The sequence below is a fragment of the Kaistia defluvii genome, assembly GCF_040548815.1.
Classification (GTDB): domain Bacteria; phylum Pseudomonadota; class Alphaproteobacteria; order Rhizobiales; family Kaistiaceae; genus Kaistia; species Kaistia defluvii_A.
In genome coordinates this window covers 812695-836960 of record NZ_JBEPSM010000002.1, presented here as the reverse complement: position 1 = coordinate 836960, position 24266 = coordinate 812695, and the positions used below count along the sequence as shown (strand labels likewise).

22 protein-coding genes are annotated in these 24266 nt (G+C 67.0%); 7 read left to right on the top strand and 15 right to left on the bottom strand.

Annotated elements, in window-relative coordinates; genetic code table 11:
- A partial coding sequence (locus ABIE08_RS16890; RefSeq protein ID WP_354552777.1) for a DUF1344 domain-containing protein occupies positions 1-249 on the top strand: 249 nt, incomplete at its 5' end.
- A gap of 156 nt (positions 250-405) precedes the next feature.
- Positions 406-672, top strand: a complete 267-nt coding sequence (locus tag ABIE08_RS16885) for a hypothetical protein (protein WP_354552775.1) — start codon at positions 406-408, stop codon at positions 670-672.
- A 251-nt stretch (positions 673-923) separates the two neighbouring features.
- On the opposite strand, the gene ABIE08_RS16880 is transcribed toward ABIE08_RS16885, so the two are convergent.
- On the bottom strand, positions 924-1502 hold the full coding sequence (locus tag ABIE08_RS16880; RefSeq protein WP_354552774.1) for a histidine phosphatase family protein: 579 nt from the start codon (positions 1500-1502) through the stop codon (positions 924-926).
- Positions 1503-1620: 118 nt separating this feature from the next.
- The gene (gene fabI / locus ABIE08_RS16875; RefSeq protein WP_354552772.1) at positions 1621-2439 is read right to left on the bottom strand and encodes an enoyl-ACP reductase FabI; all 819 of its coding nucleotides are present in this window, start codon (positions 2437-2439) and stop codon (positions 1621-1623) included.
- A 304-nt stretch (positions 2440-2743) separates the two neighbouring features.
- Between fabI and ABIE08_RS16870 the strand changes: the two genes are divergently transcribed.
- On the top strand, positions 2744-4483 hold the full coding sequence (locus ABIE08_RS16870; protein WP_354552771.1) for a DUF3300 domain-containing protein: 1740 nt from the start codon (positions 2744-2746) through the stop codon (positions 4481-4483).
- Positions 4484-4657: 174 nt separating this feature from the next.
- A complete protein-coding gene (locus ABIE08_RS16865) occupies positions 4658-6085 on the top strand; it encodes an FAD-binding oxidoreductase (RefSeq protein WP_354552769.1) in 1428 nt (475 codons plus the stop codon).
- A 267-nt stretch (positions 6086-6352) separates the two neighbouring features.
- Here ABIE08_RS16865 and lpxK read toward each other — a convergent pair whose 3' ends face one another.
- From lpxK to ABIE08_RS16835, 6 genes are all read right to left on the bottom strand, one after another.
- Positions 6353-7369 (bottom strand): tetraacyldisaccharide 4'-kinase, encoded by a 1017-nt coding sequence (gene lpxK, locus ABIE08_RS16860; protein WP_354552767.1) that lies wholly within the window; start codon positions 7367-7369, stop codon positions 6353-6355.
- On the bottom strand, positions 7366-8685 hold the full coding sequence (locus tag ABIE08_RS16855) for a 3-deoxy-D-manno-octulosonic acid transferase (protein ID WP_354552765.1): 1320 nt from the start codon (positions 8683-8685) through the stop codon (positions 7366-7368). Before ABIE08_RS16855 ends, lpxK begins: the two co-directional genes overlap by 4 nt.
- Positions 8678-9418, bottom strand: a complete 741-nt coding sequence (locus tag ABIE08_RS16850) for a lysophospholipid acyltransferase family protein (RefSeq protein WP_354552763.1) — start codon at positions 9416-9418, stop codon at positions 8678-8680. Before ABIE08_RS16850 ends, ABIE08_RS16855 begins: the two co-directional genes overlap by 8 nt.
- Positions 9419-9500: 82 nt before the next feature.
- Positions 9501-9737 carry a DUF4170 domain-containing protein gene (locus ABIE08_RS16845; protein ID WP_266332886.1) on the bottom strand — a complete coding sequence of 79 codons (237 nt, stop codon included), beginning with the start codon at positions 9735-9737 and terminating at the stop codon, positions 9501-9503.
- A 38-nt stretch (positions 9738-9775) separates the two neighbouring features.
- Entirely contained in the window at positions 9776-10609 is an 834-nt protein-coding gene (locus ABIE08_RS16840) for a 3'(2'),5'-bisphosphate nucleotidase CysQ (protein WP_354552761.1), read from the bottom strand.
- Complete coding sequence (locus ABIE08_RS16835; protein WP_354552760.1) at positions 10596-11939, bottom strand: TldD/PmbA family protein; 1344 nt, start codon at positions 11937-11939, stop codon at positions 10596-10598. Before ABIE08_RS16835 ends, ABIE08_RS16840 begins: the two co-directional genes overlap by 14 nt.
- A gap of 257 nt (positions 11940-12196) precedes the next feature.
- On the opposite strand from ABIE08_RS16835, the gene ABIE08_RS16830 reads away from it, so the two are divergent.
- The gene (locus ABIE08_RS16830) at positions 12197-14026 is read left to right on the top strand and encodes a monovalent cation:proton antiporter-2 (CPA2) family protein (RefSeq protein WP_354552758.1); all 1830 of its coding nucleotides are present in this window, start codon (positions 12197-12199) and stop codon (positions 14024-14026) included.
- Positions 14027-14138: 112 nt separating this feature from the next.
- Here the strand turns inward: ABIE08_RS16830 and ABIE08_RS16825 are convergent, their stop codons facing one another.
- The 4 genes from ABIE08_RS16825 to ABIE08_RS16810 form a co-directional block, all read right to left on the bottom strand.
- Positions 14139-15446: a M16 family metallopeptidase gene (locus tag ABIE08_RS16825; RefSeq protein ID WP_354552756.1), complete on the bottom strand. Its 1308-nt coding sequence runs from the start codon at positions 15444-15446 to the stop codon at positions 14139-14141.
- 19 nt (positions 15447-15465) lie between these two features.
- A complete protein-coding gene (locus tag ABIE08_RS16820; protein ID WP_354552754.1) occupies positions 15466-16896 on the bottom strand; it encodes a M16 family metallopeptidase in 1431 nt (476 codons plus the stop codon).
- An 81-nt stretch (positions 16897-16977) separates the two neighbouring features.
- The gene (rsmD, locus tag ABIE08_RS16815; RefSeq protein WP_354552841.1) at positions 16978-17535 is read right to left on the bottom strand and encodes a 16S rRNA (guanine(966)-N(2))-methyltransferase RsmD; all 558 of its coding nucleotides are present in this window, start codon (positions 17533-17535) and stop codon (positions 16978-16980) included.
- Positions 17516-19132: a pseudouridine synthase gene (locus tag ABIE08_RS16810; RefSeq protein WP_354552752.1), complete on the bottom strand. Its 1617-nt coding sequence runs from the start codon at positions 19130-19132 to the stop codon at positions 17516-17518. Before ABIE08_RS16810 ends, rsmD begins: the two co-directional genes overlap by 20 nt.
- Before the next feature lie 104 nt (positions 19133-19236).
- Between ABIE08_RS16810 and ABIE08_RS16805 the strand changes: the two genes are divergently transcribed.
- Positions 19237-19701 (top strand): nucleoside deaminase, encoded by a 465-nt coding sequence (locus tag ABIE08_RS16805; RefSeq protein ID WP_354552750.1) that lies wholly within the window; start codon positions 19237-19239, stop codon positions 19699-19701.
- 123 nt (positions 19702-19824) lie between these two features.
- Here ABIE08_RS16805 and ABIE08_RS16800 read toward each other — a convergent pair whose 3' ends face one another.
- Positions 19825-20667: an alpha/beta fold hydrolase gene (locus ABIE08_RS16800; protein WP_354552839.1), complete on the bottom strand. Its 843-nt coding sequence runs from the start codon at positions 20665-20667 to the stop codon at positions 19825-19827.
- A gap of 464 nt (positions 20668-21131) precedes the next feature.
- Here ABIE08_RS16800 and ABIE08_RS16795 point away from each other — a divergent pair, with 464 nt between their 5' ends.
- Complete coding sequence (locus ABIE08_RS16795; RefSeq protein WP_354552748.1) at positions 21132-22037, top strand: hypothetical protein; 906 nt, start codon at positions 21132-21134, stop codon at positions 22035-22037.
- A gap of 99 nt (positions 22038-22136) precedes the next feature.
- On the opposite strand, the gene groL is transcribed toward ABIE08_RS16795, so the two are convergent.
- Together groL and groES are read right to left on the bottom strand one after the other, a co-directional pair.
- Positions 22137-23777 carry a chaperonin GroEL gene (groL, locus tag ABIE08_RS16790; protein ID WP_354552746.1) on the bottom strand — a complete coding sequence of 547 codons (1641 nt, stop codon included), beginning with the start codon at positions 23775-23777 and terminating at the stop codon, positions 22137-22139.
- Between the two features lie 66 nt (positions 23778-23843).
- Positions 23844-24152 carry a co-chaperone GroES gene (gene groES / locus ABIE08_RS16785; protein WP_266333589.1) on the bottom strand — a complete coding sequence of 103 codons (309 nt, stop codon included), beginning with the start codon at positions 24150-24152 and terminating at the stop codon, positions 23844-23846.
- Between the last annotated feature and the right edge of the window lie 114 nt (positions 24153-24266).

Genomic DNA, 24266 nt, shown 5'->3' with positions numbered 1-24266 from the left:
CTGATCCTCGCCGCTGCTTCCGTTGCCTTCCTCGCTTCGGGCGCCGCCGCCATGGCCGCCGAGCAGACCGAAGGCACGGTCACCAGCGTCAACGCTTCTGCCGGCACGCTCTCCCTGCAGAATGGCCAGACCTTCAACTTCGCCAATGGCACCCAGCTCTACGGCATCCTGCCCGGCCAGACCGTCGGCGTGACCCACGATGGCAGCCAGGGCCTCGGCGCCTTCAACCCGAAGCCCGCCAACGACTAATCGTCGGGTTCACGAGACCTGACGACCTCAAGATCAAACCGGCGTCCGGCACACCGGACACCGGTTTCTACTCCGCCTGCCCCCGGCAGGCGTCCGGGAATAGCCCTCCCCGAATGGGCTCGATTACGTCGAACACGGTTCGACCAGGATAACATCATGCGTAATTTCATCATGGCCGCTGCTTCCGTCGCGTTCCTCGCCTCGGGTGCAGCCGCGCTCGCTGCCGAACAGGCCGACGGCAGCATCTCCCAGGTCAACACGATCAAGAGCCCCCTGTCGTTGCAGACCGGCCAGCTGGCTCAGGACGGCAAGCCGTTGCTCCGCCTTCTTTCCGTCCAGCGGCTTGGCATCAGCGACAATGAAGCCGATGGCGTCGGCACTTACAATCCGACCCCCGTGCGCGATGAGAACGGCATTATCTGATCATCCCTGACCTTCATCGACCTGACTGACCTCCCAGAAACGACGTCCGGCACCCCTCCGGACGTCGTTTTCGTTTGTCGGAAGGCCGTACGCGCATAGGCGGCGCGACGGATGCGGCAACGCGCAGGCATGCCAAATCGCCTCGAGCCTGGACATCCAGAGCTCTGGTGCAATCGCCCGATGGCCGGGCGCTTGGATCGATGGATGGATATCGGGCCAGGATTGCCTGGCAGCCGGGACAGCCGCGGCGATCAGATCCAGCGGGTCTCGTGGCCGTCCCAGACGAGGACGCGATCCTGCGGGACGTCGAGATTGGGCGTCTGGTCGGTATCAAGGCCGAGCAGAAGGCCGCGCAGCACCCGGCAGACGCCGCCATGCGAGACGACGACCGTGTCTTTGGTGACGCTGGCGAGCCAGGTTCCGATCCGCACCGAAAGCATGGCATAGCTCTCGCCCTGCGGCGGCTGGAAACCCCATTTGTCGACGTCGCGCTCGGCCACCAGATCGGGCCAGCGCTGCATCAGTTCGGGGGCGGTATAGCCTTCCCAGCGGCCGAAGGTAATTTCCTTCAGGATCGGGTCGAGACGGTAGCCGGACGGGTCCAGCCCCATGGCGCTGCGGGCGATTTCCATGGTTTGGCGCGTGCGCTCCAGCGGGCTGGCGACGAAGTCGAAGCCCGCCGCTTCCGGCATTTGCTCGGCCAGTGCGCGGCCATTGCGCTGCGCCTGGCTGCGCCCGTGCGCATTCAGCGGAATGTCGCGCTGGCCCTGAAAGCGACCTTCGGCGTTCCAGTCGGTCTCGCCGTGCCGGATGAAAATAAGGGTCGGCACGGCGTGCTCCGAAACGCTCAGAAGTATTTTACCGTTTCAGCGAAATGGTAAAATACTTAACTCCTTGTTTGGCCGCGTTTTCTTCACGCGAACCGCGCACACTTCGCGCGAAAACGCTTTAGTCCTTGATGACGGAGATATCGGGCGCGTCGACGGCCTTCATGCCGACGACGTGGTAGCCCGAATCGACGTGGTGGACTTCGCCCGTGACGGCGCGCGAGAGATCCGACAGGAAATAGACGCCGGAATCACCGACCTCTTCCGTCGTCACCGTGCGGCGCAGCGGCGCGTTGTACTCGTTCCACTTCAGAATATAGCGGAAGTCGCCGATGCCGGAGGCGGCCAGCGTCTTGATCGGTCCGGCGGAAATCGCGTTGACGCGGATGTTCTTCGGTCCGAGGTCGACGGCCAGATACTGCACGCTCGCCTCGAGCGCGGCCTTGGCGACGCCCATGACGTTGTAATTCGGCATGACCTTCTCGGCGCCGTAATAGGTCAGCGTCAGGATCGAGCCGCCATCCGTCATCAGCTTCTCGGCGCGCTGGGTCACAGCGGTCAGCGAGTAGACCGAGATCAGCATGGTCTTGTTGAAATTGCCTTCGGTCGTGTCGACATAGCGACCGGTCAGCTCGTCCTTGTCGGAGAAGCCGATGGCGTGCACGAGGAAGTCGAGCTTGCCCCAGTGCTTTTCGACTTCCGCGAAGACCGCGTCGATCGAAGCGCTGTCGGTGACGTCGCAATGCCCGACGACGAGCGCGCCGAGTTCAGCCGCAAGCGGCTCCACGCGCTTCTTGAGCGCATCGCCCTGGTAGGTAAAAGCCAGCTCGGCACCGTGGTCGTGGGCGGCCTTGGCAATTCCCCAGGCGATCGACCGGTTGTTCGCGACGCCCAGCACGAGGCCGCGCTTACCCTTCATCAAACCGCCTGCTTCAATCATGCCTATTTTTCCCTCTTCGTACGTCTGGAGGCGTGCCTCCTATCGCACAGGGTCCCTTGCGCTTCAAGGCGAAGCAAGCCGTCCTGCATCACAGTCGATGTACACTTGTCGCGGAACGCGGGGAGGCGTTCGTTAGGAGCGGACAGAAACGGCGCAATCGCTGACCTGTAGGCTCCGGGTCCCACGGTCCGGCTCTCCATCCCAAACTTAGCCATCCAGCCGGCTAACCGGTCGTAAAGCTTCCGAAGAACGAGCTTCTGTGCCAGTTATTGAAGCGCATCCGACCGATAGGAGGGCCCCAGCAGTGGCGCCACGCTTGAAAGACAAGGTCTGGTTTGGAACGGGCAACTATTCCCGACTGGCAGTCGCCGCCGTATTCGGCTGGTCGACGACGATTTATCCGGTTCTCGCCGAGACGTTGACACCCCCCGTCAAGCTGGCGCAGAGCGACTCGACGCCGGCGCCGGCGGCTGAAAAGCCGGCCGCTCCCGAAGCACTGCAATCCGCCCCCGCCCTCCCCGACCAGGTGCCGGGCGCGGCGGAGGCCGCGGCGGCATCGACCGCCGACCAGGACGCCGATCTCTACACGGTGTCGGATCTGGAATTCCTGCTCGGCCCGATCGCGCTCTATCCCGATCCGCTGCTCGCGCTGGTACTTTCGGCCAGCACGCTGCCGGACCAGTTGCGCAAGGCCGACGATTGGCTGGCCGCCAATCCCAAGGCCGTCGCCGACGAGAACTATACCGAAGCCGAGAAGCTCGGCTTCGACGCGCCGGTCGTGGCGCTGATGCGCTTCCCCTCCGTGATCGAGATGCTGGTTGATCATGAAGACTGGACCGAGTCGCTCGGGTTCGCCTTCGACCGCCAGCCCCAGGACGTCGCCACCGTCATCCAGCTCCTGCGCGCGCAGGCGGAGAAGGTCGGCAATCTGAAGACGACGCCGCAGCAGGTCGTCACCGTCGAGCCGGCAACCTCGAGCGCGCCGCGCGTAATCTCGATCGCCCCGGCCCAGCCGGAGCGCATCTACGTCCCTGTCTACAATTCGGCCGATGTGTTCACCACCGCCGCTACCGGCGCGCTGGTCTTCGGCACGGCGATCCTGGTCGGCTCGGCCTGGAACAACCGCTGGGGCTGGAACAATCGCGGCTGGAACAATGTCTGGGTCACCCATCACTGGCATGGCACCCCCGGCTGGCGCCCCGGCCCGCCGCACCGGCCGCGCCCGCCCGGCGCCTGGCAGCCGGACCGGCCGAATCGCCCTGATCGGCCCAACCGTCCCGGTCGCCCCGACAATGGCCGCCCCGGCGATAACAACCGCCCCGGTCGTCCCGGCGACAACAACCGGCCCGGCCGTCCCGGCGACAACAATCGCCCCGGCCGTCCGGGTGACGACAATCGCCCCGGCCGTCCTGGAGACAACAATCGCCCCAACCGGCCCGGCGACAACAATCGTCCGAATCGGCCCGGTACCGAGAATGGCCGCCCGAATCGGCCCGGCACCGAGACCGGTCGCCCGAACCGTCCTGAGCGGCCCGGCACGGAAACGGGTCGTCCGAATCGGCCCAACGTTCGGCCGGAACGTCCCGGCGCCGAGACGGGACGGCCGAATCGGCCCGAGCGGCCTGCGAACTCGCGCCCGAATCGTCCCGAGACCGGACGCCCGGGTGCCGAGAACCGGCCCAACCGCCCGAACCGGCCCGAGGCGACCCGTCCGTCGCGTCCGGACAATGCCCGTCCGCAGCAGCGTCCGGGCCAGAATGCTCGTCCGCAGCAGCGGCCGAACCAGAACGCCCGTCCGCAGCAGCGGCCGAACCAGAACGCCCGTCCGCAACAGCGGCCAAACCAGAATGCCCGTCCGCAACAGCGGCCGAACCAGAACGCGCGTCCGCAGCAGCGGCCGAACCAGAATGCCCGGCCGCAGCAGCGGCCAAGGCAGAATGCAAGGCCGCAGCAGAATGCCCGGCCGAACAACCAGAACCGCAACCGGCAGCCGCAGAACCGCAACCGCAATTGCCGGCCCGGTCAGGACAACTGCCGCCGGTAGCCGCGCAGGATGAGGGTGGCGCGCGCAACCGCGCCACCCCCACGAAGGGTCAAGCCGTCCCCGCCGGCCTGCGACATGCAGGCCGGCGTTTTCTTTGGCCGAGCGCATGGCTTCCAACCGGCCCCGCGAGCCGGGTATCCTGCTTGTCGCCAAGCAAGGACCCAACCTGCCATCATGCTGAACCACCCGACGCCAGACCTTCTCGCCCGCTTCGCCGCCCTGGTCGGCCCGGGCGGCGCCCTCACCGACCCCGAAGCGACGCATCCCTACCGGATGGAATGGCGCGACAAATATCTGGGCGAGACGCCGCTGGTATTGCGCCCGCAGACGGTCGGCCAGGTTTCCGCCATCCTCGCGCTCGCCAACGAGACGCGCACCGCGATCGTGCCGCAGAGCGGCAATACCGGGCTGGTCGGCGGCCAGGTGCCCGATTCGAGCGGCACCGAGATCGTCCTCTCGCTCGACCGTATGACGCGGATCCGCGCCGTGGATGCCGAGGGCTATTCGCTGACGGCGGAAGCCGGCGCGATCCTCGCCGACGTGCAGAGCGCCGCCGAGGCGGCCGGGCGGCTGTTTCCGCTCTCGCTCGGCTCCGAGGGTTCGTGCCGGATCGGCGGCAACATCTCGACCAATGCCGGCGGCACCGCCGTGCTCGCCTATGGCAACATGCGCGACCTGGTGCTCGGCCTCGAAGTGGTGCTGGCGGATGGACGCATCTGGGAAGGGCTTGGCGCGCTGCGCAAGGACAATACCGGCTATGACCTGAAGCAGCTCTTCATCGGCGGCGAAGGCACGCTCGGCATCGTCACCGCCGCCGTGCTCAAGCTCTATCCGCGCCCCAAGGGCCAGGCCGTCGCCTTCGCGGCGCTTTCCGATCCCGCCGCGGCGCTGGCCCTGTTCAATCTGGCGCGAGACCGCGCCGGCCATGACCTGACCGGCTTCGAACTGATGCCGCGCATCGGCGTCGATTTCGTGCTGCGCCATATCCCCGGCTCGCGCGACCCGGTCGGCACGGTGGCCCCCTGGTATGCGCTGCTCGAGATCTCCTCCGGCCATTCGGACGAGGCGGCGCGCGGGGCGATCGAGGATATTCTCGGCACCGCCTTCGAGCAGGGCGTGGTCGCCGACGCGGCGATCGCCCAGTCGCTCGCCGACCGCGGCATGTTCTGGCGGATGCGGCATGGCATGTCGGAAGCGCAGAAGCCGGAGGGCGGCTCGATCAAGCATGACGTCTCGGTGCCGGTCGCCAGCGTCCCGGCCTTCCTGAGCGAGGCGATCGCTGCGATCGAGGCGTTCATTCCCGGCTGCCGGCCCGTGCCCTTCGGCCATCTCGGCGATGGCAACATCCACTTCAACATTTCCCAGCCGGTCGGCGCCGACAAGCGGGCGTTTCTCGATCGCTGGGACGAGGTCAACACGCTGATCCACGGCATCGTCGCGCGCTACCACGGCTCGATCTCGGCCGAACACGGCATCGGCCGCCTGAAGCGCGACCTGCTGCCGGCGGCCAAGGGCCCGGTGGCGATGGCGATGATGCACTCGATCAAGCAGGCGCTGGATCCGAACGGCATCCTCAACCCGGGCAAGATGCTGCGCAGCTAGCGCGGTTTGCCACTGACCGTCGCGCCGCCTCCCTTCTCAGCCTCTCGAGTCTCTAGTTCAGAACTGGACCATCATCCTGAGGTGCCCGGCAAAGCCGGGCCTCAAAGGAGGGTCCAGGAAGCGCCGGTTCGATCTCGAGGCCAGCAAGATGGAGGCCCGCTGGATCCTCCTTCGAGGCTTCGCTGGCGCGAAGCGCCTCAGGATGATGGCGGAGCGGGATTAAGAGAGAAGAAGCGGGCAGTCTGCGCGCCCGAGCGATGGCGTCTGCTACCGCGTAGCCACCCGGCGCACCGTCTCCGCGATCAGCGCCGCGATGCGGGCTTCGTTCTCGAAATGCATCCGCACCTGGAACACCCGCGTCCGTTCGCGCAGCCTGGCGAGGTCGCCTTCCTGGCGCGCGAGGCGGGCGTGATCCTTGCTCGTCGTGATCAGGTCGAGCGTCTCGGCATCGGCCCGGGCCAGCAGCTTGCGGGCGTCCTCGGCGGTATAGGCGTGATGATCGGGGAACGCCTTTACGTCGGCCAGCGGGACGCCGGCACGGTCCAGCGTGTTGAAGAACTTCTCCGGCCTGCCGATGCCGGCGAAGGCGAGGAAGGAGCGCGGTCCCCAGACCTGCATCGCGGCCGGTTCGAGCTTCGCCTTCAGGATGATCTTGCCGGCCCGCGCGGCGCGACGGACGATGCGATCGCCGGGCTTGCCGTCGCCGACGATCAGCACCGCATCGGTGCGGATCAGCTGCGTGCGCAGCGGCGCCCGCAACGGCCCGGCCGGAAACACGCGGCCATTGCCGATTCCCGTCGCGCCATCGACGACGATCAGAGACAGGTCCTTGCGCAGCGACGGGTTCTGGAAACCGTCATCCATGATGATCAGGTCGACGCCCGCCCGCTCGAGCAGCGGCAGCCCCGCCGGACGGTCCGGCGAGACGACGACCGGCCCGGCCTCAGCCAGCAGCAGCGCCTCGTCGCCGACGCGCGCCGCGTCATGCAGGTCCGGGTTGACCAGAAGCGGCTCGCGCGCCGAACCGCCATAGCCGCGCGTCAGGAAGCCGGGATTGAGACCCTGCGCCCGGGCAATGCGAGCCAGCGCCAGCGCCGTCGGCGTCTTGCCGGCGCCGCCGACGACATAATTGCCGACGCAGATGACGGGAACGGCGGCCGTCGCTTTCGGCTTGCGGCGCATCCGCCGGCCCGCCACCCAGCCATAGAGACCGGCCACGGGAGCCAGAAGCAGCGATGGCACCGACAGCCGCTGCAACGACCAGAAGCGCGGCGGGCGGATCATCGCGGCGAACCCTCGCGTTCTCGCAGCCGCGCGGTGATCGCCAGCGGCTCCAGATACGGCACGAGCGCCCGCATCGTCGCATCGAGCGCGCCGGTGAAGGGCGCCAGGGCCTCGGCCGCCTTGGTGGCGCGCCGCCGCATGGCGTTCGGGTCGGCGAAGAGGTCGTCGAGCACCCGGGCAAGCTGCTCGGAGCTCCGGATCACCTCGGCCCGACCGGTGCGGTCGAGGGCCGAATAGATCTCGGCAGCATTGTGCACATGCGGCCCGTGCAGGATGGCGACGTTGAGCTGCGCCGCCTCGATCGGGTTATGACCGCCGACCGGCACCAGCGTTCCACCGACAAAGGCGATCGGCGCCACGCGGTAGAATATGCCGAGTTCGCCCAGCGTATCGGCCAGGTAGATGTCGGTCTTGGGCGTGATCGGCTCGCCGGCGCTGCGCATCGCCACGTCGAGCCCCTTGGCGGCCAGCATGTCGCGGATCGCCGGGCCGCGCACCGGGTGGCGCGGCACGATGATGGTGAGGAGTTCCGCGCGGCGGTGGCGAAGCACGCGATGCGCCGCGGCGATTCCCTCCTCCTCGCCTTCATGCGTAGAAGCGGCGACAAAGACCGAGCGCCCCTCGACGGCGCGACGCACTTCCTCGACCAGCTCCGGAGCGGCATGCGGCGGCGGCACGTCGAACTTCAGATTGCCGGTGACGCGCACGTCCCGGACGCCGAGCGCCGCCAGCCGTTCGCCGTCCCCCTCGCTCTGGGCCAGCGCCATCGTCACCTTGTCGAACAGCCCGCCCTTGCCGGCCTCGATCTTGTGCCAGCGCTTGAAGGAGCGTTCGGACATGCGGGCATTGACGAAGATCTGCGGCACATTGCGGGCGACGAGCCGGGTCATCTTGGTCGGCCAGATCTCGGATTCGACCGAGATGGCGAGATCGGGCTTCCAGTGGTCGAGGAAGCGATTGACGATTGGCGTGATGTCGAGCGGCGAATATTGATGAAACGCGCCGCGCGGCAGGCGCTGCTCGGCGACCGCCGCGCTCGTCACGGTCACCGTGGTGAAGAGCACGTTCAGCCCTTCCTCAACGATGCGGCGGACCAGCGGCAGCACGGCATTGGTTTCGCCGACGCTGGCGGCGTGCACCCAGACCAGGGCGCCGGGCGGCCGTTTCAGCGTCGCGCGGCCATAGCGCTCCTGGCGGCGGGCCGGATCTTCCTTGCCTTTCGCCGTGCGATAGGCAAGCAGCAGCGGCACCAGCGGCAAAGCGGCATAACCAGCCAGTCGATAGGCGGTTAGGGCCACTCCGGCGCGCTCAGTCATTCTGCCTGCCGACGCGTTGGTAAGCCCGCTCCGTCACGCGGTTGAGCTCGTCCTCGAGCTCGACCCGCTTCTGCTCGACCAGCGCATCGTCCGCATCCGCCGGGACGTAGATCGGCACGCCGAAGACGCAGATGCCCTTGCTGAAGGGGAGATTGACCGTCGTGCGGTCCCAGTTCTTGATGACGAAATGCCGGCTGGTCGCCACCGCGACGGGCACGATCGGCCGTCCGGAGGCGCGCGCCAGTTTGATGATGCCGGGGCCGGCGCGGCGCGACCGCTGGTTGGAGAGATCGGCGGTCATCGCGACCGTCGCGCCCTGCGCCAGCGCCGCCTTCATTTCCAGGAAGCCGCGCAGGCCGCCCTTCTCGATGACGCGCGACGAGGAGCGCGCCGCCGAGGCGCGCACCGTGCCGAGGCCAAGGCTCTCGGCCGCGATCGCGTTGATCTCGCCGTCGCGGTGCTTCGAGATCATGACGCGGACGTCATGGCCCTCACGTCGAATGAACGGCACCATCAGGTGCTGGCCATGCCACATGGCGACGATGCCCGGCAGCAGGTGGCCGAAGAACTCGTAGGGCTCGCTCGGTTCGAATTCCAGCGTGCTGGTGCGTCGGACAAAGCGCAGATAGGCCGCCGCGCTCCGGCCGGCCAGTCGCGTGACCTGGTCCGACGTTCCAATCCTCTTGAGGAGGCTGGGGCGCTTGGCGCGCCTCTTGGCCTGAGAATCCGCCAAAATACGATCTGTCCCTTCCAGCCGCCGCAATCGCGGCGGTTTCATTTCCCGCCAGCAGCGCCGTGGGCGCAGAGGCGTCGGCTCAGCCCGCCGTTGCGTCGGGGTCGAGCAGCCTGTGCAGGTGCACGATGAAATAGCGCGTCTGGGCGCTGTCGACCGAACCCTGCGCCGCCTTCTTCCAGGCATCATAGGCGGTCTTGTAGTTGGGGTAGATGCCGACGATGTCGAGCTTCGACAGGTCGGAGAACTCCATCGTTCCGACCGAGCTCAACTCGCCGCCGAACACCAGATGCAGGAGTTGCTTGTCCGTTCCAGGCATAATGCCGCCGTCTCCTAGTCCTAACCGATAAGGCACGCTTAGAGCGCGCCGGGTCCCGAAGCCTCGTGCGCGGCCTCGGCTTCAGCGATGATGGCCATGGCCGCCGAAGCGAGCCCGGGCGTCGAGGCGATCAGGGCCGGATGACGCGGTATCACGTCATTGAAACGAAGCGGCGCGCCCTCGAGATCGCGCAGCGTTCCGCCTGCTTCCTGCACCAAAAGGTCCACTGCCGCAAGATCCCAATCATAGGCGCCGGGACGCGCCGTGGCGACGTCCACACGACCGCAGGCGACCAGCGCGAAGCGATAGGCGAGCGAGGGCGTGAAACGCCGCTCGCGCGGGTCCATGCCGTGCCCGGCCATGGCGCGCAAATGACGCGCCGGACCGGCGATCCGCGCGCCTTCCAGCGCCTGTCGGTCGCTGACGCGGATGGCCTCGCCATTGAGGCGAGCGCCGCCACCCGCCGTCGCCTCGAACAGTTCTTCGCGCGCCGGGACGAACAGCGCCGCCGCCACGGCCGCGCCCTCCTCGACCATCGCGACCGAGACGCACCAGTCGGGATTGCCGTCGATGAAGCCGCGCGTGCCGTCGATCGGGTCGACAACAAACAGGCGGCGCCGGTCGAGGCGGTCCGGCGTATCGGCGCTCTCCTCCGACAGCCAGCCATAGTCCGGCCGCGCCGTCGTCAGCGTCGCGTGCAGGGCATGGTTGGCGGCGAGATCGGCTTCGGTGACGGGCGAATTGGCGCCCTTGGTCCAGACCTTCGGGTCACGCTTGAAATAGCCGAGCGCAATCTGCCCGGCCTCGCGCGCCGCCGCGATCAGCAACGCCAGATCAGCGGCCCGGTCCGGCACGATGTCAGCGCCCGGCAATCATCATGCCCTCAATGGCGACGGTCGGCGAATTGAAGGCGTAGCGGTATTCGAGATCGTTGGCGACGATCAGGCGGCGGAACATGTCGCGCATGTTGCCGGCGATGGTGATCTCGCTGACCGCCTCGGCCAGCTGGCCGTTACGGATGCGGTAGCCGCCGGCGCCGCGGCTGTAATCGCCGGTGACGCCATTGGCGCCATGGCCGATCAGCTCGGTCACGTAAAGCCCCTCGCCGATGTCGGCGATCAACTCGGCCGGCGTCTTGTCGCCGGGCAGCAGCGTCAGGTTGGTGGCGCTCGGATGCGGGTTGCTGCCGCCGCCGACCGCGCGGCCATTGGTTTCGAGACCCAGTTCGCGCGCCGTGCCACTATCGAGGAACCAGCGCTGCAGCACGCCGTCGGTGACCAGATCGAACGCCTCGGCGGCGACGCCCTCGCCGTCGAACGGGCGCGAGGCAAGGCCGCGCACGCGCAGCGGGTCGTCGGTGATGCGGATGCCGGGCGCGAAGATCGCCTCGCCCAGCGCCTTCTGCAGGAAGCTGGTCTTGCGGGCGATGGCGCTGCCATTGACGGCGCCGGCGAGATGGCCGAGCAGGCTGACCGCGACGCGCGGATCATAGACGACCGTGGCGCTGCCGGTCGGCATCTGGGTCGGGTTCAGCCGGCGCACGGCGCGCTCGGCCGCGCGGCGGCCGATCTCGGCCGGATCCGGCAGATCGGAGGCATGGATCTTCGAAGCGCTGTCATAGTCGCGCTCCATGCCGGTGCCCTCGCCGGCGATGACAGTGGCGGAGACGCTGTGGCGCGAGCCCATATAGGCGCCGGTGAAGCCATGCGACGTCACCAGCACGGCGCCGGACAGCGACCAGCCGGCCGAGGTGCCGCCCGACTTGGCGATTCCGGGCACGGCGAGCGCAGCCTGTTCGGCCCGCGTCGCGCGATCGATCAGGTCCTCGACCGAAGGGGCGGAAGGATCGAGCAGATCGAGTTCGGGGAACGACTTTGCCAGGCGATCGGCCGGCGCGAGGCCCGCGAAGCGGTCTTCCGGCGCCACCTTCGCCATGGCGACGGCGCGAATCGCCAGCTCGTCGGCCGGCGAAAGGCCGTTGGTCGAAACGCTGGCGTGGCGGTTGCCGACGAACACGCGTAGCGCCAGTTCGTCGCCCTCCGAACGCCCCGTCTCCTCGACGGCGCCATTGCGGATATCGACGGAAAGGCCGATGCGCCGGAACGCGACGGCATCGGCGGCATCCGCGCCGGCCCGCTTCGCGGCCTCGACGAGCTTGGCGGCGGTTTCAACAAGGCGGGACTGGTCAGGCAGCGCGGTCATGGCTCTTCTCCGTTGCCCCTTTAGTAGGGATCGAAGGCGGTACCGACAACCCCGCCAGGATCGTGGCATCCATGCGGCGGACGGGCTCGCTTTTCGCAGGCGATTGCCCTAAGCCCCGTCACCATGGTTTCAAGAGGCGCGCGCTAGGCTGCAGCCTCCGGCGCCACACCTGCCCAATCGGTTCGCATGCCCGTCTCGCGCCTTGCGCGGATCGAACTCCCGTTCCATCGTGAAAGCCCCCAAAGCCGAGGCCCCTCATGTCGGTCGATACCCAAGGCACCGATCTCGTCCAGCTGGTGGCGCTGCTCGGCGCGGCCGTGATCGCGGTACCCATTTCCAAGCGGCTCGGCCTCGGCACGGTGCTCGGCTATCTCGCCGCCGGCCTGGTGATCGGCCCCTACGGGCTGAAACTGTTCACCGATCCGCAGTCGATCCTGCATGTCGCCGAGCTCGGCGTGGTGCTGTTCCTGTTCATCATCGGGCTGGAGATGCGGCCATCGCGGCTGTGGAGCCTGCGCGGCGAGATCTTCGGGCTCGGCCTGGCGCAGGTCGTCGCCTGCAGCGCGCTGCTCACGGGCCTCGGCATCGTCGCCGGCTTCCCGCCGGCCGTCGCCTTCATCGCCGGCATGGGCTTCGTGCTCTCCTCGACCGCCATCGTCATGCAGATCCTGGAAGAGCGCGGCGACACGGCGACGCCGGCCGGCCAGCGCGTCATCTCGATCCTGCTGCTGGAAGACCTCGCCATCGTGCCGATGCTGGCGATCGTCGCGCTGCTCGGCACGCATGGGTCGGACGGTGAGGCGCAGTCGCGCTGGATTTCCATCCTGATCGCCATTGCCTCGCTGGCGGCGCTGATCGCGGCCGGGCGCTGGCTGCTCAATCCGATGTTCCGCATCCTGGCCAATGTCCAGGCGCGCGAGGTGATGACGGCCGCGGCGCTGCTGGTCGTGCTGGGCGCGGCGCTCGCCATGCAGATCGGCGGCCTGTCGATGGCGATGGGCGCCTTCCTGGCCGGCGTGCTGCTGTCGGAATCGAGTTTCCGTCACCAGCTCGAGGCCGATATCGAGCCGTTCCGCGGCATTCTGCTCGGCCTGTTCTTCCTCAGCGTCGGCATGTCGCTCGATCTCGGCGTCATCGCCCGCCACTGGCAGATGATCGCGATCGGGGTCGTCGCCTACATGGCGCTGAAGGCCGTCGGCATCTATGTCGTGGCGCGCGTGCTCAAGGCCGACCATGCCGAGGCGATGGCGCGCGCCGCCATGCTGGCCCAGGGCGGCGAGTTCGCCTTCGTGCTCTATGCGGCAGCGACGGCCGGCGGCGTGTTCACCGGCGAGGTCAACGCCATGCTGACCGCCACCGTCATCATCTCGATGGCGCTGACGCCGCTGGCGGTGCTGTCGCTGAAATGGCTGCTGCCGCCGGCGACGCCAGAGCAGATCGAGGAGGATTTCGAGGGCGCGGGCGGGCGGGTGCTGATGATTGGCTTCGGACGCTTCGGCCAGATCTCGGCGCAGTTCCTGCTGGCCGAAGGCGTCGACGTGACGGCAATAGACTCGGACGCCGAGATGATCCGGGCGGCCTCGCGCTTCGGCTTCAAGGTCTATTTCGGCGACGGCACCCGCCTCGACGTGCTGCACGCCGCCGGCATCGAGCGGGCGCAGATCGTGGCGGTCTGCACGGACAAGCCGGAGGTGACGGACAAGATCGTCGAGCTGATCCAGTCGGAATTCCCCTTCGTGCAGCTCTATGTGCGCGCCTATGACCGCGGCCATACGCTGCGGCTGCTCAAGAAGGGCGTGACCTACCAGATGCGCGAGACGCTGGAATCGGCCTTCACCTTCGGCGCCTCGGCGCTGGAAGGCCTGGGCGTCGCGCCCGAGCGGATCGAATCGATCTCGGAAAGCCTGCGCAGCCGCGACGCCGCGCGCCTCGCGGCGCAGCAGGCCGGCGGCCTGCTCTCGGCCGGGCGCGACCTGTTCGTCACCAAGGCGTTCAAGCCGGAGCCCGAGCCGCTCACTGTGCCGAAGCGCGAGGCGAAGGCGCTCAACAAGGAAGCCGAATCGGCCACGGCCGAGCCGGTGGACTGAAGAGACCTCCGAAATGCAAAAAGGGCCGGGAATGTTTCCCGGCCCTTTTTTGTTTGTCGCGAATGGCGATTCACCTCTCCCTGAGGGAGAGGTGAAAAGTCCTGTCCTTCGCTCAGCTCTTGTCGTGCGGGCCGACGCGGACGATGAGGCTGGTGCCGTCGGTGAAGTACTTCTGCGAGGCCTGCTTGACCTCGTCGAGCGTCACCGCATCCACCATGTCGTTGCGCTTGTTGATGTAGTCGATCCCCAGATTGTCGAGCTGGATGGCCAGCAGCTGGCGGGCGATCTTGGACGAGGAGTCGAAGCGCAGCGCGTAGGAGCCGACCAGGAAGCTCTTCGCCTTGGCGAGTTCCTCCTCGGTCGGGCCGTCCTTGGCCATCCGGGCCATCTCGCTCTTGATCAGCCCCACCGTCTCGTCCACGCGGTCGGCGCGGGTGGCGGTGTTGCCGGAGATGGCGGCGGAGTGGCGGAACGGCAGCATCATGGTGCCGACAGAATAGGCCAGGCCACGGCGCTCGCGCACCTCTTCATACAGACGGGACGAGAAGGTGCCGCCGCCCAGAATGTGGTTGGCGACGAAGGCAGCCATGAAGTCCGGCGCGTCGCGACGCGGACCCGGGCCTCCAAAGGTGATCACCGTCTGCGGATTCGGCATGTCGACTTCCGCCGTGCCGCCCTTGGGGATCGTGTCGGGGATGTCGGTCAGCTTGCCCTTGGCCGGCAGCGGTCCGAACACCTTGTCCAGCATCGCGCCGACGCTCTTGGCGTCGATCGCGCCGACGACGGCGACGTTCAGATGATCGCGGGCGAAGATCCGCTCGCGGTAGTTCTTCAGATCGTCGGCCGAAATGGCGGCGATGCTCTCAACCGTCCCTTCCGGCGGCTGGGCATAGGGGTGGCCGGGATAGGCCGTGGCGCGGATCGTGGCGCTGGCGACCGATTCCGGATCCTTCTTGGACTCGTTGATGCTCACCTGGATCTGGGCGCGGATGCGCTCGATCGGCTCGGCATCGAAACGAGGCTTCTGCAGCGACAGGGCGAGCATAGAGAAGGCCTCGTCCTTGTTCTCCTCCAGCGTCTTCAACGTGCCGAAGAAGTCATCGCGGCCGGCGTCGAAGGAAAGCCCGATCGAGAGGTCGTTGAGCTTGGCCTGGAACGCCTTGCTGTCCAGGTCGCCGGCGCCCTCGTCGAGCAGGCCGGAGAGCATGTTGGCGAGGCCGGGCCGGTCGGCCGGGTCCTGCGAGGTGCCGCCGGAAAAGGCGAAGTTCACCGCGACGATCGGCACCGCATAGTCTTCCACGAGCCATGCCTCGATGCCGCCGGGGCTGACGACGCGCTGGATCTCGATCGCCTGGCTCGCCGGAGCCAGTATCACCAGCCCGATGAAAGCGAGGCCGAGCCGTGCCAGTAGGTTTGCCATCATATGTTTCCTCTGACGATCAGCTGCGGCCATCGGCCGGTGCTGGCAAAAGGGTGCCCGTGACCGAGCGGCGCTTGTCGAGATATTTCGCGGCGGCCTGCGAGACGTCGGAAAGCGTCACCGCGTCAATGCGACGGGCCCAATCCTGCACGTCCGAAAGCGACTGGCCTGACACCATGGCGGAGCCGAAGATCCGGGCGAGCGAGGACTGGCTGTCCTGGCTGTAGATCGTCGAGGCGCGGGTGCGCTTCTTGGCCAGCGCCAGCTCCTCGGCCGTGATGCCATGCTCGCGCACGTCGGCCAGCACCGCGTCGACCGCAGCGCTCAGCTTTTCGATCGAGACGTCGCCGCGCGGCGACGCATAGAAGCCGAGCCGGCCATAGTCGAGGCCATCGCCGGAGTAATAGGCGCCGGCGCCCGAGGCGATCGCCTGCTCGACCACCAGGCTGCGATAGAGCCGGCTGGTGGCGCCGCTGCCGATCACGTCGGCAAGGATGTCCAGCGCCTCGGCCTCGCCGGGCTTGCCCGAAACATAGGACGGGGCCAGGTAGACCTGGTTCCAGTAAGGCTGGCTCACCCGCTGGTCGCGCAGGACGAGCGAACGTTCGGTCAGGGGCTGGGGCTCGAGCGGGCGTTTGCGCGGCGCCGGCTCGGAACGACGCGGCAGCTTGCCATAGGTATCTTCGGCGAGCTTCTTCACTTCGTCGGCCGTCACGTCGCCGGCGACCACCAGGATCGCATTGTTCGGCGTGTAGTAGCGCTCATACTGGGCGACGGCGTCCTCGCGCGTCAGCCCCGCCATCTCATGCTCCCAGCCGATGATCGGGATGCCGTAGGGATGGTTCTGGAACAGCGCCGCGTTCATCGCCTCGCTAAGCTGGGCGGACGGGTTGTTATCCGTGCGCATGCGCCGCTCTTCCAGGATGACGTCGCGCTCGGGCAGCACGACCGGGTCGGTCAGCTGCAGGCCCTGCATGCGATCGGCCTCGAAGCCCATCACCATGCCGAGCTGTTCCTTGGCGACCGTCTGGAAATAGGCGGTCGAATCGGCCGTGGTGAAGGCGTTCTCGACGCCGCCCACCTCGGAGACCCGGGCCGAGAATTCGCCGGCGGGATGATTCTTGGTGCCCTTGAACATCAGATGTTCGAGGAAATGCGCAATGCCGGATTTCCCGGCCGGATCGTCGGCGGCGCCGATCTTGTACCAGACCATGTGGGTAACGATCGGGGCGCGGTGATCGGGGATCACCACGACTTCCATCCCATTGGCCAGCTTGAACGTGCTGGCATCCGGCGCGATGCGCGGGATCTGGCTCGTCTGGGATTGGGCCGGTGTCGCGGGCTTGTCTTCCGCGAGGGCTGGAGCTGCCATGCCGATCGTGACGGCGATGAACAGGGCGGCTGGTCCGCGCTTTAGCGCAGCCAGATTCGACTGGAGAATAGAGGCCATTGACCCTCGATTTGCTCGGCGTGCCACTTGAGGGTCAAGCTATGCGGCAGCTGTGGCTAGATTGCGACTTTAATGTCGCAATCAAACATTAAATTTCAGAAAGATAAGCTGACTGTCCCCAGCCTGGCGCGTCTCGATCCGTTCGAGGCCCGGAATCTCGGCGATCTGGGCCTTGGCTTCTTCTTCCAGCACGACGAGTGCGCCGGGGGCCAGCCAGCCGCCCTCGACAGCGGATTGCAGCGCCGCCTCGCCAAGGCCACGGCCATAGGGCGGGTCGGCGAAGACGAGCTGGAAGGGATCGACGGTGCCGGCCGGGCCGAGCTTGGTCGCGTCGCGACGCAGCAGCTTGGTCCGGCCCGTCAGGCCGAACGCCTCGATATTGTCGCGGATCAGGCCGCGCGCCTCGACGCCTTCCTCGACGAAGATGGCGTAGCGCGCGCCGCGCGAGATCGCCTCGAGCCCGAGCGCGCCGGTGCCGGCGAAGAGATCGAGCACGCGGGCATCGACCACGACGTCGTCATAGGCGTGCGCGAGCACGTTGAAGAGACTTTCGCGCAGTCTGTCGGCCGTCGGCCGGATCGTCTGCGTACGCGGGGCCGCAAGCGAGCGGCCCCGAAACTCACCGGCGACGATCCGCACGACCCGTACCACCCGACCTGCTGCCTGAACCACCCGAACCCGAAGGCTTGCCACCGCCGCCGCCAGAGGGCTTGCCGCCCCGGCCGCCGCGCGGCCTGTCGCCGTCCGGATTACGGCCCGTCACCGGGCGCTTGTCGAACGAGCGTCCCGGCTTGCCGCCGGCCTTCGCGCCGCCGCCCGTCTTGGGGGCGCCACCGGAACTGGGACGGCCACCGCTCTTGACCACGCCGCCGCGCGGACCGCGCGCCGGTCGGTCGCCATCGGGATTGCGGCCGGTGACCGGCCGCGCGTTGCGGAGGCTGCCCTCAAAACGGCGGCCATCCTGGAAATCGCGCTTGTCGCCACCCTCGGCGGCGGGCTCGCCACGGCCCCTGCCCCGGGCCGCACCGCGATGCGACGTCCGCTGCGGAGCCTCGCCCTCGGCACCGCGTTCGCCACGGCCACGCCGGCCCTCGCCACGCGGGGCACGGCCTTCGGCGGGACGCTCGTCCCGGCCACGGCGCGCTTCGCCACGCGCTGCACGACCCTCGGCGGGGCGCTCGTCGCGACCACGGCGGCCTTCGCCACGCGGGGCGCGGCCTTCGGCCGGGCGCTCGTCTCGGTTTCGGCGCGCTTCGGAGACGGGACGACCGCCACGACGCTCGCCGGTCTCGGCTTCCTCGACGCGGCGCGGATCGACGCGAACCGGGCGTTCGCTGGTCGGCTTGACCTGGGCGAGCGGCTTGATCGGGCCACGGCGGATGGTTCGGCCGCCGGACTTGCGATTGCTGCGGCGGGCGGCTTCCTCTTCCTCGCGCAGGGGCGCGTCGAAATCCGCGCCGGATTCCTGCGCCAGCTTTTCGCCAAGCTGGTCACGCAGGACGCGGCCCTTGATCTCGACGGCTTCGCCCTCCGGCAGGTCGCCGAGCTGGAACGGGCCGTAGGAGATGCGGATCAGGCGGTTCACGTCGAGGCCGATGCTCGAAAGCACCTTCTTCACTTCGCGGTTCTTGCCTTCGCGCAGACCGATCGTCGCCCAGATGTTGGAACCCTGGATGCGGTCGAGAATGCCCTCGATGGCGCCATACATCACGCCGTCGATCGACACGCCGTCCTTCAGCTTGTCGAGATCGGGCTGCAGGATGTCGCCCCAGGCGCGGACGCGGTAACGCCGCATCCAGCCGGTCGAGGGCAGTTCCAGCACGCGGGCGAGGCCACCATCATTGGTGAGGAGCAGCAGCCCCTCCGTGTTGATGTCGAGGCGGCCGATGGCGATGACGCGCGGCAGATGTTCCGGCAGCGCGTCGAACACGGTCGGGCGGCCCTCCGGATCATGCGCTGTCGTCACCAGGCCCTTCGGCTTGTGGTAGAGCCACAGCCGCGTGCGTTCCTTGGTGGGAAGCGGCTCGTCATCGACCGTGACGCGGTCGTGCGGGCCGACATTCACGGCCGGGCTGGTCAGGACGCGGCCATTGATGGCGACGCGTCCCTCTTCGATCAATCGTTCAGCGTCCCGGCGCGAGCAGAGTCCGGCGCGCGCCAATACCTTGGCGATGCGGTCGTGCTCGGCGTCGTCTTGCGCGGGGCTGTCCTTCGTGCGTTTCTGCGGCGGCTTCATCTATCCATCCTTGAAACGGTTCCTTAGAGCATTTTGCGGCCGGGTGGATACGGCTTCGTGCAAACAAAATGCGACAGGACGAAAATGGGTGGTCAATTCGAGCCATGCGAGCGGAAATGACGGGCGGCGCGCCCTCCTTCATGAGTCTGGCGCTGGCCGAGGCGCGCAAGGCGGCGGCGCGCGGCGAGGTGCCGATCGGCGCGGTGATCGTGCGCGACGGCGTGGTGCTGGCCGCCGACGGCAACCGCACGCTCGAGCTCAATGACCCGACCGCGCATGCCGAAACGCTGGCGATCCGCACCGCCTGCGCCACGCTGCAATCGCAGCGGCTGCCGGAGTGCGATCTCTATGTGACGCTGGAGCCCTGCCCGATGTGCGCGGCGGCGATCTCGTTCGCCCGCATCCGCCGGCTCTATTATGCCGCGCCCGATCCGAAGGGCGGCGCGGTCGAGAGCGGCGTGCGCTTCTACAGCCAGCCGACCTGCCACCACGCGCCGGACGTCTATGGCGGCATCGCCGAAAGCGAATCGGCCGATATGCTGCGGCAGTTCTTCAAGGACCGCCGCTAAGGGCAGCGCTGCACCCGGCCGGCATCGCGGACCCGAGTGCCGAGACGCCGGCCCTGGTCTCCACGGCAAGCAAAGAAAAGAAGGGCGAATCGCTCCGCCCTCCTCGATCGCGTCGGTTCCGGTTCAGGCCTTCACGAAGGCAAGCAGGTCCGGATTGATCACGTCGGCATGGGTGGTCAGCATGCCATGCGGGAAGCCCTTGTAGATCTTGAGCGTGGCGTTCTTCAGCAGCTTGGCCTGAAGCAGCGCGGCGTCCTCATAGGGCACGATCTGGTCGTCATCGCCCTGGGTGACCAGCGTCGGCACGGTGATCGCCTTCAGATCCTCGGTCTGGTCGGTCTCCGAGAAGGCCTTGATGCCTTCATACTGGGCGAGCGCGCCGCCCATCATGCCCTGGCGCCACCAATTGTCGATGATGCCCTGCGAAACCTTCGCGTCCGGACGGTTGAAGCCGTAGAACGGGCCCGAGGCGACGTCGCGGTAGAACTGGGCGCGATTGCCGGCCAACGCCTTGCGGAAGCCGTCGAACACTTCGATCGGCGTGCCGCGGGGGTTGCTGGCGGTCTTGAGCATCAGCGGGGGAACCGAACTCACCAGCACGGCCTTGGCGACGCGGCCCTGGGGCTGGCCGTAGCGGGCGACATAGCGCGCCACTTCGCCACCGCCGGTCGAGTGACCGATATGGACGGCATTGCGCAGATCGAGATGCTCGACCACGGCCGAGGCGTCGGCGGCGTACTGGTCCATCGTGTTGTTGGTATCGACCTGCGAGGAGCGGCCATGGCCCCGGCGGTCATGGGCGACGACGCGGTAGCCATTCGCCAGGAAGAACAGCATCTGGGCGTCCCAGTCATCGGCCGAGAGCGGCCAGCCGTGATGGAACACGATCGGCTGGGCGTCCTTGCTGCCCCAGTCCTTGAAATAGATTTCCGTGCCGTCCTTGGTCTTGATGAAGCCGCTGCTCATGGGAGTCTCTCCTTGGGAACCGGGGTTGAAGGCTGCAGTGCGGGCAAGCGCGCCCTTGGGAAGAATGGTCGCCGCGGCCAGGAAGGCCGTTCCGGCGAAAACCTCGCGCCGGGTGAGGCGAAGGTGCGGGTGATCGGCGGGCGGGGTCATCGGCATCCCCTCTCGGGAGCGGGCGACCGGCGGGTCGCTTCCTGTCGATGCGCCGGGGCGAAGGCCCGATGGCGTGGCGGGGATGTCGTCGTGCTCATGGCCCTTTGTCTCCGATGCGGTGAACTCGCATGGACAAGCTAGGCGATGGCCGGGTGACGCAGAATCCTACACTCGGTTCAGGGCGTCATACCTTGGTATGTGCGAGCCGGATCGAGCAGGGGCGGCATCCGGAGGCCAGGTGCAGCTTACGTTACGGATAGCGACCTCCCCTATTTCCTGACAGTACGGGAGGCATAGGGGGGCGAGCCGTCTAGATGCGGAGGGAAACCGTGCTCGCCAAGGAACTCAGCGTCCGCCTGACCAGCTGGATGCCCAACAACTATTCCGAAGCCAGGAACCATGATCACGAACTGGAGTGGTATCTCTGGTTCGAGGGTCGGGAAGCCTTTCGGCTGTTCGACAAGGGCCCCAGCGACCTCATCCCGGCCCATGGCTATTTCGGCGACCAGATCCAGCCGATGATCTACCCGCGCGTCGTCAACAACCGCTTCAAAGTGCGGCTGGTGGCGATCGAGCGCGACGGGCCGCAATGGCTGGACCCCGACGACCGCGCCAAGGACGATCTGTGGATCGACCTCGACCAGGTCGGCCCCTATTCGACCTGGACCATCGTCGCAAAGGGCTCCGATACCGACCTCAACGTCCAGGTCTCGTTCGACATCGTCTCGCTCGACTATGTCAACGCCCCGGAAATCCCCGCCCCGGGCAAGCCCAGCATCGAAGATACGACGAACTTTCCGTTCCCCTGGGGCGGCGAGATCAAGGTCTTCGAGCATGATCTGGGGCTGGGAAGGCAAGCGCGGCTCGATCTGGCCGACAGCCGGCGTGTGTCGCGGCGCGATCTCTGGACGATCGTTCCCGGCAATCCGGGCATGCTCAAGCAATCCACCCAGGACATCTATCGCTTCGGCGTCGCCGATATCGGCATTGCCAACGACACGATGAGCAGCCTGTATCTGCCGAAGCCGGCCAAGGGCCGCTATTCGATCACGGTCTACGACCATGATTTCAGCGACCCGCGCTTTGCCCAGGGCGCCAAGCGCACGCTCAGTTCGCCGGGGCTCTACAAGCTGTCCGATTTCGGTCTCGGCGACCGTGTCTCCTCGGTCGAGGTGGCCCACACCTACCCGAAGACCAATCCGCCCAGGTCGCCAAACTGAGGCTGGGACGACGAGACAAATTCACCCCCGAAAGGCCCCGAAACGAAAAAGGGCGCGGCCTGCGCCGCGCCCTTCCGTATTTCCGAGAGGTAGGACTTCTTAGAAGTCCATGCCGCCCATGCCGCCGCCCGGAGGCATTGCGGGCATGCCCGAGTCCTTCTTGGGCTTGTCGGCGATCAGCGCCTCGGTCGTGACGATCAGCGAGGACACGGAAGCCGCATCCTGCAGAGCGGTACGGACGACCTTGGTCGGATCGATGATGCCGGCAGCGACCAGATCGACATAGGTCTCGCTCTGGGCGTCGAAGCCGAACGAGTCGCCCTTGCCTTCGAGAACCTTCGACACGACGATCGAACCCTCGACGCCGGAATTCTCGGCGATCTGACGGATCGGAGCCTCAAGCGCGCGCAGCACGATCTTGATGCCTGCCATGATGTCCGGATTCTCGGACTTCAGCTTCTCGACAGCCTTCTTGGCGCGCAGCAGAGCCGTGCCGCCGCCCGGGACGATGCCTTCTTCGACAGCGGCGCGGGTTGCGTTCAGCGCGTCGTCGACGCGGTCCTTGCGCTCCTTGACTTCGACTTCCGTCGCGCCGCCGACGCGGATGACCGCGACGCCGCCTGCGAGCTTGGCGAGACGCTCCTGGAGCTTCTCCTTGTCGTAGTCCGAGGTCGTCTCTTCGATCTGAGCCTTGATCTGGTTGACGCGGGCTTCGATCTCTTTCTTCTTGCCGTTGCCGTCAACGATGGTCGTGTTCTCCTTGGAGATCGTGACCTTCTTGGCGCGGCCGAGCTGAGCGAGCGTGACGTTCTCGAGCTTGATGCCGAGATCTTCCGAGATCACCTGGCCAGCCGTCAGGACAGCGATGTCCTCGAGCATGGCCTTGCGGCGATCGCCGAAGCCCGGAGCCTTGACGGCTGCGACCTTGAGGCCGCCACGGAGCTTGTTGACGACGAGCGTGGCCAGGGCCTCGCCTTCGACGTCTTCCGAGATGATCAGCAGCGGCTTGCCCGACTGGACGACAGCTTCCAGTACCGGAAGGATCGCCTGCAGGTTGCCGAGCTTCTTCTCGTGCAGAAGGATGTAGGGGTCGTCGAGCTCAGCCACCATCTTCTCAGCGTTGGTGACGAAGTACGGCGACAGGTAGCCGCGGTCGAACTGCATGCCTTCGACGACTTCGAGCTCGGTCTCGGCGGTCTTGGCTTCCTCGACGGTGATGACACCCTCGTTGCCGACCTTCTGCATCGCCGAAGCGATCATCTGGCCGATTTCCTTCTCGCCATTGGCGGAGATGGTGCCGACCTGAGCGACTTCCTCGGACGTCTTGATCTTCTTCGAGCGGGCGACGAGATCCTTGACGGCTTCGGTCACGGCCATGTCGATGCCGCGCTTCAGATCCATCGGGTTCATGCCGGCGGCGACGAACTTGGCGCCTTCCTTGACGATCGCCTGAGCGAGAACCGTCGCGGTGGTGGTGCCGTCGCCGGCCTTGTCGTTGGTCTTGGAAGCGACTTCACGAACGAGCTGCGCACCGAGATTCTCGAAACGATCCTCGAGCTCGATCTCCTTGGCGACGGAAACGCCGTCCTTGGTGATGCGGGGAGCGCCGAACGACTTCTCGATGACGACGTTACGACCCTTGGGGCCGAGCGTGACCTTGACAGCGTTGGCGAGGATGTCGACGCCGCGCAGCATCTTTTCGCGCGCGTCGGCGGAGAACTTTACTTCTTTAGCAGCCATTGAATGAGCTCCTTGGAGGTTGTGGCAGACAAACGTAATTCGCGTCTGGGGCGGACCCCGCGCGGCTTACTTGCCCTTGCCGGCCTTGCCTTCGATAACGCCGAGGATGTCCGACTCCTTCATGATCAGGAGCTCTTCACCGTCGATCTTGACTTCCGTGCCCGACCACTTGCCGAACAGGATGCGGTCGCCGGCCTTGACGTCGAGAGCGACCAGCTTGCCAGCCTCGTCACGAGCGCCGGGGCCAACAGCGACGACTTCGCCTTCCTGCGGCTTTTCCTTGACGGTGTCGGGGATGATGATGCCGCCGGCAGTCTTCTCTTCCGACGCTACGCGGCGGACGACGACGCGGTCGTGCAGAGGACGGAATGCCATGTTTGTTCTCTCCTCGCGTGCAGGGCGATCCGGACCGGACCACCCGCTAATGTGGGTTGCTAGCACTCACCGATGGGGAGTGCTAGCAGGCAGCACGGATCTAGGCGGCGGGGG

What these genes read in the sequence shown, in the direction of transcription:
- ABIE08_RS16800 (WP_354552839.1), bottom strand. Translation starts at nt 20,667, where the DNA reads ATGAGCAGCGGCTTCATCAAGACCAAGGACGGCACGGAAATCTATTTC.
- ABIE08_RS16865 (WP_354552769.1), top strand. Translation starts at nt 4,658, where the DNA reads ATGCTGAACCACCCGACGCCAGACCTTCTCGCCCGCTTCGCCGCCCTG.
- ABIE08_RS16820 (WP_354552754.1), bottom strand. Translation starts at nt 16,896, where the DNA reads ATGGCCTCTATTCTCCAGTCGAATCTGGCTGCGCTAAAGCGCGGACCA.
- groES (WP_266333589.1), bottom strand. Translation starts at nt 24,152, where the DNA reads ATGGCATTCCGTCCTCTGCACGACCGCGTCGTCGTCCGCCGCGTAGCG.
- ABIE08_RS16885 (WP_354552775.1), top strand. Translation starts at nt 406, where the DNA reads ATGCGTAATTTCATCATGGCCGCTGCTTCCGTCGCGTTCCTCGCCTCG.
- ABIE08_RS16795 (WP_354552748.1), top strand. Translation starts at nt 21,132, where the DNA reads ATGCGGAGGGAAACCGTGCTCGCCAAGGAACTCAGCGTCCGCCTGACC.
- groL (WP_354552746.1), bottom strand. Translation starts at nt 23,777, where the DNA reads ATGGCTGCTAAAGAAGTAAAGTTCTCCGCCGACGCGCGCGAAAAGATG.
- ABIE08_RS16810 (WP_354552752.1), bottom strand. Translation starts at nt 19,132, where the DNA reads ATGAAGCCGCCGCAGAAACGCACGAAGGACAGCCCCGCGCAAGACGAC.
- ABIE08_RS16825 (WP_354552756.1), bottom strand. Translation starts at nt 15,446, where the DNA reads ATGGCAAACCTACTGGCACGGCTCGGCCTCGCTTTCATCGGGCTGGTG.
- fabI (WP_354552772.1), bottom strand. Translation starts at nt 2,439, where the DNA reads ATGATTGAAGCAGGCGGTTTGATGAAGGGTAAGCGCGGCCTCGTGCTG.
- ABIE08_RS16855 (WP_354552765.1), bottom strand. Translation starts at nt 8,685, where the DNA reads ATGACTGAGCGCGCCGGAGTGGCCCTAACCGCCTATCGACTGGCTGGT.
- ABIE08_RS16805 (WP_354552750.1), top strand. Translation starts at nt 19,237, where the DNA reads ATGCGAGCGGAAATGACGGGCGGCGCGCCCTCCTTCATGAGTCTGGCG.
- ABIE08_RS16845 (WP_266332886.1), bottom strand. Translation starts at nt 9,737, where the DNA reads ATGCCTGGAACGGACAAGCAACTCCTGCATCTGGTGTTCGGCGGCGAG.
- lpxK (WP_354552767.1), bottom strand. Translation starts at nt 7,369, where the DNA reads ATGATCCGCCCGCCGCGCTTCTGGTCGTTGCAGCGGCTGTCGGTGCCA.
- ABIE08_RS16830 (WP_354552758.1), top strand. Translation starts at nt 12,197, where the DNA reads ATGTCGGTCGATACCCAAGGCACCGATCTCGTCCAGCTGGTGGCGCTG.
- ABIE08_RS16835 (WP_354552760.1), bottom strand. Translation starts at nt 11,939, where the DNA reads ATGACCGCGCTGCCTGACCAGTCCCGCCTTGTTGAAACCGCCGCCAAG.